Source organism: Delftia sp. DS1230 (genome assembly GCF_040112715.1).
GTDB classification, from domain to species: Bacteria; Pseudomonadota; Gammaproteobacteria; order Burkholderiales; family Burkholderiaceae_C; genus Comamonas; species Comamonas tsuruhatensis.
On the sequence record NZ_CP157763.1, the window covers coordinates 3058194 to 3072498 of the forward strand.

A 14305-nucleotide genomic window follows, 5' to 3' on the forward strand; every position below is an offset into this window, starting at 1 on the left:
GGTCCTCAGCTTTCTTCGGTCACTTTTGCGGCGCGCACCACGTCGCCCCACTTCTTGTATTCGGCAGCCATGAAGGCCGCGAACTTGTCCACGGAGCCGCCGCCGTCCTCCACGCCGTATCCGTCGAAGCGGCTGACCAAGTCGGGCATGGCCAGCACGCGGTTGATGTCGGCATTGATGCGCTGGGCCAGTTCCCTGGACATGTCGCGCGGGCCGACGACGCCGTACCAGCTCGATGCGTCAAAGCCCTTGAAGCCCTGCTCGTCCATGGTGGGCATGGCCGGGAATCCCTTGGCACGGTTCACGCGGGTCTGGGCGATGCCGTGCATTTTTCCGGCGCGCACCTGGGCAGTGGCGGCCGTCATGGTGTCGAAGCTGAAGTCGATCTGGCCGCCGATGAGGTCGGTCTGCATGGGGCCGGAGCCCTTGTAGGGCACGTGGATGCTCTTGACGCCGGCCGCCATGTTGAACATTTCGGCCGCCAGGTGCTGTACCGAGCCCGTGCCCGACGAGCCGAAGCTGATCTTGCCGGGGCTTTTGCGGCACAGCTCCACCACCTCCTGCACCGAGCCATGGCTGTTCCTGCTGCTGGTCACCAGGATGTGGGGCGTGGCGCCGATGAGGGCGATGGGCGCGTAGTCCTTGAGCGGGTCATAGGTGATGGATTTGAAGATCTGCGGCGAGATGGCATGGGTGTTCACATGGGCCATCAGCAGGTTGATGCCTTCGGTGAAGCGCGTCCTGGCGAAGTACTCGGCCGCCAGCGAGCCGGTGGCGCCGGGCTTGTTCTCCACGACCACGGGCCGGCCCCAGACCTCGGACAATTTCTGGCCCACGATGCGCGCGAACACATCGGTGCCGCCACCGGGCGCCCAGCCCACCAGGATCTTGACGGGGCCCTTGGGCAGGTCGGAGCCCGGGGGCGAGGCCCCTGCCCAGGGAGCGGCCAGCGCGGCGGCGCCGGCCGCGATGAAGTCGCGGCGTCTCATGTCTGTCTCCTGCACATCGTTGTTGTGCAGCCACTGTCGCCGCGCGCCGGATTCGCCGCAAGCCTGTGGAACGCATGCCTGGTTTCGCCATATGCGAAACCGTGACGCTCTCAATTCGCCTCGGAGGCGGGATGCAGCAGCGCCGCCACCACGTTGTGCAATGCCTGTTGCTGGGCCTGCCCTTCGATGAAGGACAGCACATAGCTGCGCTCGTGCCAGTCGCCTTCCAGCGCGGCCCAGCCCAGCTCCGGCCCGGGGTGGAAGCTGCGCAGCACGCCTGGCGGCATCAGGCCCACGCCCAGGCCTTCGCGCACCAGGGCCAGCATGGTGTCGAAGCCGCTGACCGTGAAATCATTGCGGAACACCCTGCCCCGGCTGTGATGGGCACGGCGCAGGGCATTCAGGATGGCCGAGCCCCGGCCCAGGCTGACGATGCGGCACTCCAGCAGCCGGTCCAGCTCCACGGGCTGGTCGCCGAAGCTGAAATGCCTGCGGCTGTAGACCAGCACCAGGCTGTCGCGCCGGTAGTCGGCGCGCGGCAGGTCCACGAATCCGCTGGTTTTCTCGAAGATGCCGATGTCGATGACCTTGTCGCGCAGCAGTTGCTGGACGATGCGGCTGTTTTCTTCCATCACCTGCAGCGTGATGTGGGGATAGCGGCGCTGGGTGGCCGCGATGTCGGCGGCCAGGAACTGCAGGATGACCGACTTGGGCGCGCCGATGATGATGCGGCCGTCACGGCCGCGGCCCAGGGCCTGGGCATCGCCCTCCAGGCGATCGACCAGGTTGCCGATCTGGCGGATATGGGCCAGCAGCTTGAGGCCGGGCTCGGTGGCCTGCACGCCATGGGGCTGTCGCTTGAACAGGCGCGTGCCGAGCTGGGCCTCCAGATCACTGAGCCGCCGCGAGGCCGCCGCCACCGCCAGCTGCAGCCGGTCGGCAGCGCGCGAGATGCTGCCCTCCTCGGCAATGGCCAGCACGAGCTGCACGGTGGTGGAGTCGATCTTCATCATGGCGGCGGCCTTCTCGTCTGGCTTCTCGTCTGGCTGGAGGGCGACGATTGTGCCGCAGCGCCCCGCTGCGTCCCACCGGCCCTTTCGTCAGGCTTTGCGCAGAGCCTTGGCCTGGCGGGCCAGCGCCGTGATGCGGCTCCAGTCGCCCTGCTCCAGCGCATCCGTGGGCACCAGCCAGGAGCCGCCCACGCAGACCACATTCTTCAGGGCCAGGAACTCCTGGGCATTGGCCGGCGACACGCCGCCCGTGGGGCAAAAGCGCACATCGCCGAACGGACCCTGCCAGGCCTTGAGCATGGCCGTGCCGCCCGCCTGCACGGCTGGGAAGAATTTCAGCTCGTTGAAGCCGTCGGCCTGGGCGGCCATGATCTCGCCGCTGGTGGCCACGCCGGGCAGCAGCGGCAACTGCAGGTCCTGGCAGGCCTGGCCCAGTGCGCTGGTGTAGCCGGGGCTCACGGCAAAGCGCGCGCCAGCATGGGCACAGGCGCGCGCATCGGCTGCGCTGCGCACGGTGCCGGCGCCGACGATGGCCTCGGGCACGGTGCGTGCAATGGCCTCGATGCTGGCCAGGCCCTGGGGCGTGCGCAGCGTGACTTCCAGCACGCGGATGCCGCCCGCGACCAGGGCCTGGGCCATGGGAACGGCATGCGCGAGGTCGTTGAGAACGATGACCGGGATGACCGGCGCGTCCTGCATGAGCTCCAAGGCCGTCAGTCGTTGATCCATGTGCAAGCTCCCTCTTCTGCGCTGAGCGCGTGGCGCCGGAATCCGGCAAACAGTTCGCGGCCGAAACCCCGGCCATTGGCTTGGCGCAGCGCCCGGGGCATGGTGGCCACCAGGCGTTGCTGCCATTCGGATTCATCGACCAGCACGGCCAGGGTGCCGGCCACGGCGTCCAGGCGCACCAGGTCGCCATCGCGCAGGCGCGCCAGCGGCCCGCCCACGCAGGCCTCGGGCGAGACGTGGATGGCCGCAGGCACCTTGCCCGAGGCGCCGCTCATGCGGCCGTCCGTGACCAGGGCCACCTTGTAGCCCTTGCCCTGCAGCACGGCCAGGGGCGGAGTGAGCTTGTGCAGCTCGGGCATGCCATTGGCGCGCGGCCCCTGCCAGCGCACAACGCAGATGACATCGCGGTCCAGTTCGCCGGCCTTGAAGGCCTGCTGCAGCGCTTCCTGAGAGTCGAAGACGCGTGCGGGCGCCTCGACCACATGGCGGTCCTCGGGCACGGCGCTGACCTTGATCACGCTGCGCCCCAGGTTGCCGGACAGCAGCTTGAGCCCGCCCGTGGCGCTGAAGGGCGCATCGGCCGGGCGCAGCACGGACAGGTCGCCGGAGACTTCGGCCGCGTGCCAGGCCAACTGGCCGTTGTCCACGGCCGGAATGCGCGCGAACTCCTGCAGGCCATCGGGCCGCACGGTGAGCACATCGCCATGCATGAGGCCGGCCTTGAGCAACTGGCCGATCACATAGCCCGGACCGCCTGCGGCCTGGAACTGGTTCACGTCGGCGCTGCCATTGGGATAGACGCGGGCCAGCAGCGGCACCACGCCCGAGAGCTCGGAAAAATCGTTCCAGTCGATGGTGATGCCCGCAGCGCGCGCCACCGCCACCCAGTGGATCAGGTGGTTGGTGGAGCCGCCCGTGGCCAGCAGGGCCACCATGGCGTTGACGATGCAGCGCTCGTCCACCACGCGGCCGATGGGGGCGAAGCGCTTGTTCCTGGTGATGGCCAGCACGCTGCGCATGGCCTCGCGCGTGAGCAGTTCGCGCTCGCCGTCGGCCGGGTTGATGAAGGCCGTGCCCGGCACGTGCAGGCCCATGGCCTCCAGCAGCATCTGGTTGCTGTTGGCTGTGCCGTAGAAGGTGCAGGTGCCTTCGCCATGGTAGGCAGCCGATTCGGCGGCCAGCAGCTCCTTGCGGCCCACCAGGCCCTGCGCGGCCTGTTCGCGCACCTTGGCCTTGTCGCCGTTGGACAGGCCCGAGGTCATGGGTCCCGCCGGCACGAAGACCGTGGGCAGGTGCCCGAAATGCAGGGCGCCGATCAAGAGGCCGGGCACGATCTTGTCGCAGATGCCCAGCATCAGCGCGGCGTCGAATACGTCGTGCGAGAGCGCTATGGCCGTGCCCATGGCAATGGCATCGCGGCTGAACAGGCTCAGCTCCATGCCGGGCGCGCCCTGGGTCACGCCGTCGCACATGGCGGGTACGCCGCCGGCGACCTGCGCCGTGGCGCCCAGCCTGCGCGCCTCGTCCTTGAGGATGTCGGGATAGCGTGCCAGCGGTGCGTGGGCCGACAGCACGTCGTTGTATGCGGTGACGATGGCGACGTTGGGCGCCTTCTCCTCCACGATGCGTATCCTGTCGCCGCCTGGAATGCCCGCAAAGGCATGCGCCACGTTGGCACAGCCCATGGACTGCGCGCCGGGCGGGCGCGCGGCCATGGCGTCCACCTGTTCCAGGTAGGCGGCACGTGATTCGGCACTGCGCTCGCGGATGCGGCGCGTGACCTGGTCGACGATGGGGTGGATGGTGCTCATGGGGTGTCCTGCGGATGCGCTGATGCGCGTTTTCTCTGTGTCGCGTTGTCTTTTTGGTGGATGTCGGCCGGGGCATCCCTCCCAGGTGCGTCCGGCCCTGAATCGAAGCTTACTTCACTGCGCGCGCCTGCTTGACGGCGGCCTGTACCTCATCCCAGGTACCCTGGCCCACGGTCTTGGCAATGCCGGCATTGACCGTGGCGAGCTTGTCGCGCATGCGTCCCACCTCGGCGGCGGGCAGCTCGTTGACCTGCATGCCCTTGGTCTTGATATCGGCCAGGGCCTTGGCCGCTTCCTCGCGCGTGTCCTTGCGCTCGAACTCGCGGCTCTTGACGGCGGCGTCCTGCAGCACCTTCTTCTCGGCCGGTGTCAGCGTGTCCCACCACTTCTTGCTGACGGTGACGATCCAGGGGCTGTAGACGTGGTTGGAGATGGTCAGGTACTTCTGCACCTCGTAGAACTTGCTGGACAGCACGGTGTTGAACGGGTTTTCCTGGCCATCGACGGCGCGGGTTTCCAGCGCGGTGAACAGTTCGGAGAACGGCAGCGGCACGGCGTTGGCGCCCAGGGCCTTGAAGCTGTCGAGGAAGACGTTGTTCTGCATCACGCGCAGCTTCACGTCGGCCAGATCTTCCAGCTTGGCGATGGGGCGCTTGTTGTTGGTGAGGTTGCGGAAACCGTTCTCCCAGTAGACCAGGCCCACCATGCCCTTGGGCTCCAGCGTGGCCTTGACCTTCTCGCCCACGGGGCCGTCGAGCACGGCGTCGGCCTCCTTGGTGCTGCTGAACAGGAACGGCGTGTCCCAGACCGCCATCTCGGGCGACAGGCCGACCAGGGTGGCGGTGGAGCCGACCATCATCTCCTGGGCACCGCCGATCAGCGCCTGCTGCATCTGCGTGTCCGATCCCAGCGAGGCATTGCCGATGGCGCGCACCTTCATCTTGCCGCCCGTGGCCTTTTCGACCTCCTTGGCAAAGAAGCGCGCCGCGCGGCCCTGGTTGGAGTCATCGACCAGGCCGTAGCCGAAGCGCACGATGCGCGGCTTGAAGTCCTGGGCCATGGCCTGGCCCGTGGCGGCCAGCGTGGTGATGGCGGCCATCAGGCCGGCGAGTGCAAAGGGAATACGCATGTTCATCTCCTTGGGTTGTAGTGGGGGGTCAGTGCATCCAGCGCAGAGGCGCCAGGATGATTTGCGGAAAAATCACGAAAAGCACGGCAAGCAGCACATAGACCATCAGGAACGGGTTCGTGCCCTTGATCACGGTCTCCATGCGCAGCCGGCCCACGCCGGCAATCACGTTCTGCACCGTTCCGACGGGCGGCGTGATCAGGCCGATGCAGCCCACGTAGATGAACATGAAGCCGAAGTAGATGGGGTCGATGCCCGCCTTGACGGCCAGCGGCGCGCACACGGGGCCGAAGATCAGGATGGTCGGCGTCAGGTCCATGGCCGTGCCCACCACCAGCAGGAACAGCATCATCGTGGCCATGAACAGCATGGGGTTGCCCAGCAGGCCGGAGAAGCTGTCGGCCAGCATGTTGGGCAGGTCGGCCAGGGTGATCATGTAGGCCGTCACCGTGGCGGCGCCACACAGCAGCATGACCACGGCCGTGGTCTTGGCGGCGGCCAGGAACACGGCGTACAGACGGCTCCATGTCATCTCGCGGTAGATCACCATGGACACGAACAGCGCGTAGACGGCTGCGACCACGGCCGCCTCGGTGGGCGTGAACACGCCGCCCTTGAGGCCGCCCAGGATGATGACCGGCATCATCATCGCCCAGAAGCTCTTGGCCAGTGCCTTCAGACGCGGGCCCCAGGCCATGCGCTCGCCGCGCGACAGGTCGAACTTGCGGGCGATGGACCACCAGGCAAAGATCAGGAAGACGCCCATGATCAGGCCCGGCACCACGCCCGACAGGAACAGCTTGCTGATCGAGGTGTTGGTCGTCACGCCGTAGATCACGAAGGGCATGGACGGCGGAATGATGGGCGCAATGATGCCGCCCGAGGCCAGCAGGCCCGCGCTGTAGCTGTCGGGGTACTTTTGCTCGCGCATCATGGGCAGCAGGATGGTGGCCAGGGCGGCAGTATCGGCAATGGCCGAGCCGCTCATCGAGGCCAGCAGCACGGCGGCGCCAATGGCCACGTAGCCCAGGCCGCCACGGATATGGCCCACATAGGCGCGCGCCAGGTCGATGATGCGGCGCGACAGGCCTCCCGCGTTCATCAGCTCACCCGCCAGGATGAAGAAGGGCACGGCCAGCAGCGGGAAGTTGTCGAAGCCGGCCTGCAGGTTCTGCGCAAGCAGCTGCGAGTCGAAGAAGTCCAGATGCCACATCAGCGCCACGCCGGTCAACACCAGCGCCTGGGCAATGGGCATGCCGATCACCATGCCGCCGATCAGCACGGCCAGAAAGATCAGGGTCACAACCATGGTGCCTGCTCCTTACTCGACCGAAGTCTCGCCATGGTTTTCTGCCGGCGCGCCGCGGCGCAGGTCGCGCAGCGACACCAACAGCAGGCCCACGGCCAGCACCAGGGTGGCCGCAGCGCCCAAGGCCAGCGGGTAGCCCAGCACCGTGCTGTAGCTGTTCAGCCCGGCCTGCACCTGGGCCCATGAGCCCCACAGCAGCAGGCCCATGCAGACCAGGACCAGCGCCTGCGACACCCAGAACAACACCTTGCGCGCGCCAGGGCCCACGCGGGATGTCACAAGGTCGAAGCCCAGGTGGCTGCCCTCGAAAGCGGCCACGATGGCCCCAATGGCCACCAGCCAGACGAAGAGCAGGCGCGAGATTTCCTCATAGGAAACGATGCTGGTATGAAACACATAGCGCAGCACCACGTTGACGAACACGGCAATGACCATGCCGGCCAGGGCCAGCACCATCAGCACCTCGGCAAAGTGCTGCAGGCGCGGCTTGGGCCGGACTGCGGGGGAATCGGATTGCATGGTTTTTGTCTCCTGGCGTTATGGGTTCTGGGAGAGAGGGGCGGCCTGCGGCGCCGGATGGACCAGCCAGTCCTGTGCGCGATGCACGATGTCGGCCAGCGGCAGCGTGGCGTCCACGGACAGCACGGCGCGCTCGCCTGCCGGGCTTTCCAGCGTGGCGAACTGGTTGGCCACCAGCTCGGGCGAGAAGAAGTGGCCGGCGCGCTCCTGCACGCGCTGCAGCGCCGTGCCGTAGTCCAGGTCCAGAAAAACGAAGCCCACGGCGCCGGCCGGGCCGGCGGCACGCAGGCGGTCACGGTACTTGCGCTTGAGGGCCGAGCAGGTCAGCACCACGCCCTGCCCCGGCATGGCCTGGGCCAGCAGCCGTGCCAGCCGGTCCAGCCAGCCGCTGCGGTCGTCGTCGGTCAGGGGGATGCCAGCCTGCATCTTGCGGATGCTTTCCTCGGCATGGTGGGCATCGCCCTCGTGCAGGGTCCAGCCCAGGGCATCAGCCAGGGCCTGCCCCACGCTCGACTTGCCGCAGCCGGAAACGCCCATGACGACCAGCGCCCGTGGGCGGCTGCCTGCGGCGGTGGCGTCGGTTGTTGTTGGGATAGCGCTATCCATGTTCTTGCAAAAATTGGCAGACCAGGGTCTGCCTTGGATTTCGGTGTGCTTCAGAGGCCTTCGTCCGGGTTTACACGCAGGACTGCGGGCCTTCGAATGATTGGGATAGCGCTATCATAATCTCCAACCCTCTCGCCACCGACCTAGGACATTCCCTTGGCCCGCCAGATTCCGCCTGCATCTCCAGAATCGTCCTGCGCCGATCCTTGCGACCCGGCCCTGCCCGCCACGGGCCGCGCCCGTTCGTCGCGGGCCAGCGGACGCATAACGCTCAGCGATGTGGCACAGGCGGCCGGCGTCAGCCCCATGACGGTCTCACGCGCCCTGCGCGGCGAGCGGCGCGTGGACCCCGCCCTGGTCGAGAAAATCCGCGCCGCCGCCGCGCGCATGGGCTACGTGCCCGACCCTGCCGCGCGCGCTTTGGCCTCCCAGAAAAGTGCCCAGGTGCTGGTGCTGGTGCCCATGCTGTCCAACACCTTGTTCGTGGACCTGATCGAGTCTGTGCACAAGGTGCTGTTCGCCGCCGGCTACCACGCGCTGATCGGCGTGACCCACTATGACCGGGCCGAAGAGGAGCAACTGCTGCGCACTTACCTGCCCATGCGCCCTGCCGGCCTGCTGCTCACCGGCTTTGACCGCAGTCCCGCTGCGCGCGAACTCGTGCAGGCCAGCAAGGTGCCCTGCGTGCACCTGATGGAGCTGGGCGGCGAGCCGGGCACGCCCAGCGTGGGGTTTTCGCAGGCCGAAGCCGGAGCCGCCATCACGCGGCATCTGATGGAGCGCGGGCACAAGCGCATTGCCTTTTGCGCAGGCCAGCTCGATGCCCGCGTGATGCAGCGCGCCTCTGGCTACCGCCAGGCCCTGCAGGACGCGGGCCTGCACGACCCGGCCCTGGAACTGCTGTGGCCCCGCCCCACTTCGATGGCGCTGGGCGCCGAGCTGCTGGACGCCGCCCTGCGGCTGGATCCATCCGTCGATGCCCTCTTCTTCTGCAACGATGACATTGCCCAGGGCGCCCTGCTCGAAGCCCTGCGCCGCGGCATCCGCGTGCCGCAGCAGATCGCCATCGCCGGCTTCAACGACCTGCCCGGCAGCGACCAGATGGTGCCGCCACTGACCACCATCCGCACGCCGCGCGGCCATATCGGAACCGAAGGCGCGCGCATGCTGCTGCAATTGATGCGCGGCGAGGCCTTGCCATTGCACAGCCTGGATCTGGGATATGAGCTGGTGGTGCGGCAAAGCAGTTGAAGCGACAGTGGAAATGAAAAGGCCGGGTCTGCTGCCCGGCCTTTTATCTGGTCGACGCCTGCGGCGCAGGAATCACGCGGACATCACTCGAATTCCAGGATCACATCATCCACGGCCAGCGAGTCGCCCTTGCCGGCGCTGATCTTGCTGACCACACCGTCCTGCGACGCGAACAGGATGTTTTCCATCTTCATGGCCTCGATCACGGCCAGCTTTTCGCCGGCCTGCACCTTCTGGCCCGGCTGCACGGCCACGTCCACCAGCAGGCCCGGCATGGGCGACAGCAGGAACCTGGACAGGTCCGGCGGTGCCTTGTAGGGCATGAGCCGGTGCAGTTCGCCGCCGCGCGGCGACAGCACCAGGGCGTCGATCTGCGTGCCGTTGTGGATGACGCGCAGGGCCAGCGGGTTCCTGGCCGTGCCGCGCTCGACCTGCGCCGTGAAGGGCTTGCCGTTGCAGCTGCCCTGCACGCACATGGCGCGCATCGGCGTCTCGCTGCGGAAGGTGTAGGGCTTGCCGTCCACGGTGACGGTGCTGGCGCGGCTTTCCGCGTCGAAGTCGGAAACCTGCACCTCGCGGTACTGGTGCTTGCCATCGGCCCCCAGCACGACCACGCAGTAGTCGGCCGAGACCTTGAGCTCATGACCGCGCATCTGGCCGCTGATGGTGGCGGCGCGCGCGCGGTAGCGGCGGTTCATGTGGCCTGCCAGGGCGACCAGGAAGTCGGGGTCGCCGTGCGGCACATCCTCGGCGTGGAAGCCGTGGGCGTAATGCTCGGCAATGAATCCGGTGTTGAACTCGCCGCTCTTGAACTTGGGATGGGCCAGCAGCGCGGCCTGGAACGGGATGTTGGAGCTGATGCCCCGGATCACGAAGGCGTTGAGCGCCTCGCGCATCTTGGCGATGGCGTCGTTGCGGTCGCTGCCGTGCACGATGAGCTTGGCGATCATCGAGTCGTAGAACATCGGGATTTCGCCGCCTTCATACACGCCCGTATCCACGCGCACGCCGTGCAGGTGGCCGGTGTCGGCCTGCCACATGGTCTGCTCGGGCGGCGAAAAGCGCACCAGGCGGCCGGTGGACGGCAGGAAGTTGCGGAACGGGTCCTCGGCGTTGATGCGGCACTCGATGGCCCAGCCATCGCGCTTGACGTCTTCCTGAGCGATGGCCAGCTTCTCGCCAGCGGCCACGCGGATCATCTGCTCGACCAGATCCAGGCCGGTGATGCACTCGGTCACCGGATGCTCCACCTGCAGGCGGGTGTTCATTTCCAGGAAGTAGAAATCCTGGTCCTTGCCCACCACGAACTCCACCGTGCCCGCGCTCTGGTAGCCCACGGCCTTGGCCAGGGCCACGGCCTGCTCTCCCATGGCGCGGCGCGTGGCGTCGCTGATGAAGGGGGACGGCGCCTCTTCGATCACCTTCTGGTGCCGGCGCTGGATGGAGCATTCGCGCTCGTTCAGGTAGATCACGTTGCCGTGGCCGTCGCCCAGCACCTGGATCTCGATGTGGCGCGGCTCCTGCACGAACTTCTCGATGAAGATGCGGTCGTCGCCAAAGCTGTTGCGTGCCTCGTTCTGGCAGCTGGCAAAGCCCTCGAAGGCTTCCTTGTCGTTGTAGGCCACGCGCAGGCCCTTGCCGCCGCCGCCGGCGCTGGCCTTGATCATCACGGGGTAGCCGATGCCCTTGGCGATTTCCACGGCGGCGTCGGGGCCGGCGATGGGATCGTTGTAGCCGGGGATGGTGCTCACGCCCGCCTTGTCGGCCAGCTTCTTGGAGGCGATCTTGTCGCCCATGGCCGCGATGGCCGCGTGCTTGGGGCCGATGAAGGCGATGCCCTCTTCCTCCACGCGCCGGGCGAAGGCCTCGTTCTCGGACAGGAAGCCATAGCCCGGGTGCACGGCCTGCGCGCCGGTCTGCTTGCAGGCGGCAATGATGCGGTCGGCCTGCAGGTAGGACTCGCGGCTGGGAGCGGCACCGATGTGCACGGCCTCGTCGGCCAGCTTGACGTGGCGTGCCTCGCGGTCCGCATCGGAGTACACCGCCACGGTCTGTATGCCCATCTTGCGGGCGGTGGCGATGACGCGGCAGGCAATCTCGCCGCGGTTGGCAATCAGGATCTTCTTGAACATCTTCTTAGCCCATTCTTGGAACTAAATCATGGGAACCGGAGCTGTCGTCAGCTTCGCTGTCCCTGTTTTGCGCTTCGCCAGCACTGTCAGTAACCGGCGCGACCAACGCGAGGGACACCTAGGAAGGGCCGCCCCGCACCGAGGGTGTCGTCCCCCTCCCTCGCGAAGCGAGTTAGAGAGGGGGAAGCGGCGGAGCCGCTCAGGGGGTGCTTCACAAGGGGATGTTTCCATGCTTGCGCCACGGATTTTCCAGCTGCTTGTTCTTGAGCATCTGCAGCGAGCGGCAGATGCGCTTGCGCGTCTCATGCGGCTGGATCACATCGTCGATGAAGCCGCGCGCTCCTGCCACGAAGGGGTTGGCGAAGCGGGCCTTGTACTCGGCCTCGCGCGCTGCCAGCTTGGCGGGGTCGTTCTTGTCCTCGCGGAAGATGATCTCCACGGCGCCCTTGGCACCCATCACGGCGATCTCGGCATGGGGCCAGGCCAGGTTGACGTCGCCGCGCAGGTGCTTGGAGGCCATCACGTCATAGGCGCCGCCGTAGGCCTTGCGAGTGATGACGGTGATCTTGGGCACCGTGGCCTCGGCATAGGCGTACAGCAGCTTGGCGCCGTGCTTGATGATGCCGCCGTACTCCTGGCTGGTGCCGGGCATGAAGCCGGGCACGTCCACGAAGGTGACCACGGGGATGTTGAAGGCATCGCAGAAACGCACGAAGCGCGCGGCCTTGATGGAGCTCTTGATGTCCAGGCAGCCGGCCAGCACCAGGGGCTGGTTGGCGACGATGCCCACGGTCTGCCCGTCCATGCGCGCAAAGCCCGTGAGGATGTTCTTGGCGTAGTCGGGCTGCAACTCGAAGAAGTCGCCGTCGTCCACGGTCTTGAGGATCAGCTCCTTCATGTCGTAGGGCTTGTTGGCGTTGTCGGGCACCAGGGTGTCCAGCGACTTGTCGGCGCGGTCCACGGGGTCCGAGGTGTAGCGCACGGGCGCCTTCTCGCGGTTGTTCAGCGGCAGGTAGTTGTAGAGGCGGCGCAGCATCATCAGCGCCTCCACATCGTTGTCGAAGGCCATGTCGGCCACGCCGCTGCGCGTGGTGTGGGTGATGGCGCCGCCCAGCTCCTCGGCCGTGACTTCCTCGTGCGTCACGGTCTTCACCACTTCGGGGCCGGTGACGAACATGTAGCTGCTGTCCTTGACCATGAAGATGAAGTCCGTCATGGCCGGCGAATACACGGCGCCGCCCGCGCAGGGGCCCATGATCATGGAGATCTGCGGCACCACGCCGCTGGCCAGCACGTTCTTCTGGAACACGTCGGCATAGCCGCCCAGGGAGGCCACGCCTTCCTGAATGCGGGCGCCGCCCGAGTCGTTGAGGCCGATCACAGGCGCGCCGACCTTCATGGCCTGGTCCATGATCTTGCAGATCTTCTCGGCATGAGTCTCGGACAGCGCGCCGCCGAAGACGGTGAAGTCCTGGCTGAAGACGAAGACCAGGCGGCCGTTGATCATGCCGTAGCCGGTGACCACGCCGTCGCCGGGGATCTTGCTGTCTTCCATGCCGAAGTCGGTGCAGCGGTGCTCGACGAACATGTCCCATTCCTCGAAGGTGCCGTCGTCCAGCAGCAGCTCGATGCGCTCTCGCGCCGTGAGCTTGCCCTTCTTGTGCTGTGCGTCTATGCGCTTTTGGCCGCCACCCAGGCGGGCCTGTTCGCGCTTTGTCTCCAGTTGATCCAGGATGTCTTGCATGCTGCGATTCCTCTAACGTCTAACGGTAAGGTTTGTCTGGTCTTGTCTTGTCGGCCGTCACTGCGGCGCCGCCACGGGGCCTGCCTGCGCCTGCAGCAGATTTCTGGCGGCCGTGCTGGCCGCGATGCGCCCTGCTGCCACGTCGGCCTGCAGCTGGGGCAGCAGCGCCCGCACCTGCGGATGCTGCCGGAAGGCCTGCTTGAGGCCGGAGTCGATGCGCTCCCACATCCAGGACAGCGCCTGGCGTTCGCGGCGCAGCGCCAGGCGCCCGTTGGCCTGCTGCAGGCGGCGGAATTCCTCCACCGCACCCCAGAAACCTTCAACGCCCTCCTTCTTGAGCGCGCTGATGGTGATGACCTGGGGCTGCCAAAGGCGCTCGTCGTGGTGGGCATGCTCGGGGTTGCCGTGCATGCCCAGCAGGCGCAGGCTGGAGGTGATCTGGGCCTGGGCGCGCGTGGCGGCATGCGGGTCGATGTCGGCCTTGTTGATGACCACCAGGTCGGCCAGCTCCATCACGCCCTTCTTGATGGCCTGCAGGTCGTCGCCCGCATTGGGCAGTTGCAGCAGGCAGAACATGTCGCACATGCCCTGCACGGCGATCTCGCTCTGGCCCACGCCCACGGTCTCGACGATGACCACATCGTAGCCAGCCGCCTCGCAGACCAGCATGGCCTCGCGGGTTTTCTCGGCCACGCCGCCCAGTGTGCCGCTGCTGGGGCTGGGGCGGATGTAGGCATCCGGATGAACGGACAACTGCTCCATGCGCGTCTTGTCGCCCAGGATGGAGCCGCCCGACACGGTGGACGATGGGTCGATGGCCAGCACCGCCACGCGAAGGCCGCGCCCAATCAGGAACAGGCCCAGCGTCTCGATGAAGGTGCTCTTGCCCACGCCCGGCACGCCGCTGATGCCCAGGCGGAAAGATCCGCCCGTATGCGGCAGCAGGGCCGTGAGCAGCCCATCTGCCGCAGCGCGGTGATCCGTGCGCGTGGATTCCAAAAGGGTGATGGCCTTGGCCATCGCCCGGCGCTGAACGGCAGGGTTGCCGTTCAGGATGCCGTCTTGCATTTGCTCGG

Annotated in this window: 12 protein-coding genes; 1 reads left to right on the forward strand and 11 read right to left on the reverse strand. The window is 67.0% G+C overall.

The genetic code is table 11. From position 1 onward, the window contains the following. Positions 1-5: 5 nt before the first annotated feature. The 8 genes from AAN986_RS13675 to AAN986_RS13710 all read right to left on the reverse strand — a co-directional run bounded on the left by AAN986_RS13675 (position 6) and on the right by AAN986_RS13710 (position 8033). Positions 6-989: a tripartite tricarboxylate transporter substrate binding protein gene (locus tag AAN986_RS13675; protein WP_047218663.1), complete on the reverse strand. Its 984-nt coding sequence runs from the start codon at positions 987-989 to the stop codon at positions 6-8. Positions 990-1099: 110 nt separating this feature from the next. Continuing rightward, positions 1100-2002 (reverse strand): LysR family transcriptional regulator, encoded by a 903-nt coding sequence (locus AAN986_RS13680; RefSeq protein ID WP_046238537.1) that lies wholly within the window; start codon positions 2000-2002, stop codon positions 1100-1102. Between the two features lie 87 nt (positions 2003-2089). Continuing rightward, the gene (locus AAN986_RS13685) at positions 2090-2728 is read right to left on the reverse strand and encodes a bifunctional 4-hydroxy-2-oxoglutarate aldolase/2-dehydro-3-deoxy-phosphogluconate aldolase (RefSeq protein ID WP_046238536.1); all 639 of its coding nucleotides are present in this window, start codon (positions 2726-2728) and stop codon (positions 2090-2092) included. Continuing rightward, on the reverse strand, positions 2713-4539 hold the full coding sequence (gene edd / locus AAN986_RS13690; RefSeq protein WP_016453429.1) for a phosphogluconate dehydratase: 1827 nt from the start codon (positions 4537-4539) through the stop codon (positions 2713-2715). Before edd ends, AAN986_RS13685 begins: the two co-directional genes overlap by 16 nt. 109 nt (positions 4540-4648) lie before the next feature. Next, positions 4649-5668, reverse strand: coding sequence for a TRAP transporter substrate-binding protein (locus AAN986_RS13695; protein WP_016453430.1), 1020 nt, complete (start codon positions 5666-5668; stop codon positions 4649-4651). Between the two features lie 28 nt (positions 5669-5696). Then, complete coding sequence (locus AAN986_RS13700; RefSeq protein WP_016446058.1) at positions 5697-6977, reverse strand: TRAP transporter large permease subunit; 1281 nt, start codon at positions 6975-6977, stop codon at positions 5697-5699. A gap of 12 nt (positions 6978-6989) precedes the next feature. Next, positions 6990-7496, reverse strand: coding sequence for a TRAP transporter small permease (locus AAN986_RS13705; RefSeq protein ID WP_016446057.1), 507 nt, complete (start codon positions 7494-7496; stop codon positions 6990-6992). An 18-nt stretch (positions 7497-7514) separates the two neighbouring features. Continuing rightward, a complete protein-coding gene (locus AAN986_RS13710; protein WP_016446056.1) occupies positions 7515-8033 on the reverse strand; it encodes a gluconokinase in 519 nt (172 codons plus the stop codon). A gap of 225 nt (positions 8034-8258) precedes the next feature. Here AAN986_RS13710 and AAN986_RS13715 point away from each other — a divergent pair, with 225 nt between their 5' ends. Further along, positions 8259-9353: a LacI family DNA-binding transcriptional regulator gene (locus AAN986_RS13715; protein ID WP_046983925.1), complete on the forward strand. Its 1095-nt coding sequence runs from the start codon at positions 8259-8261 to the stop codon at positions 9351-9353. An 83-nt stretch (positions 9354-9436) separates the two neighbouring features. Here AAN986_RS13715 and AAN986_RS13720 read toward each other — a convergent pair whose 3' ends face one another. From AAN986_RS13720 to meaB, 3 genes are all read right to left on the reverse strand, one after another. Continuing rightward, on the reverse strand, positions 9437-11485 hold the full coding sequence (locus AAN986_RS13720) for an acetyl/propionyl/methylcrotonyl-CoA carboxylase subunit alpha (RefSeq protein WP_043791906.1): 2049 nt from the start codon (positions 11483-11485) through the stop codon (positions 9437-9439). 211 nt (positions 11486-11696) lie between these two features. Beyond that, positions 11697-13229 (reverse strand): acyl-CoA carboxylase subunit beta, encoded by a 1533-nt coding sequence (locus AAN986_RS13725; RefSeq protein WP_047218661.1) that lies wholly within the window; start codon positions 13227-13229, stop codon positions 11697-11699. A gap of 57 nt (positions 13230-13286) precedes the next feature. Further along, a complete protein-coding gene (gene meaB, locus AAN986_RS13730; RefSeq protein WP_016446052.1) occupies positions 13287-14297 on the reverse strand; it encodes a methylmalonyl Co-A mutase-associated GTPase MeaB in 1011 nt (336 codons plus the stop codon). Positions 14298-14305 lie beyond the last annotated feature (8 nt).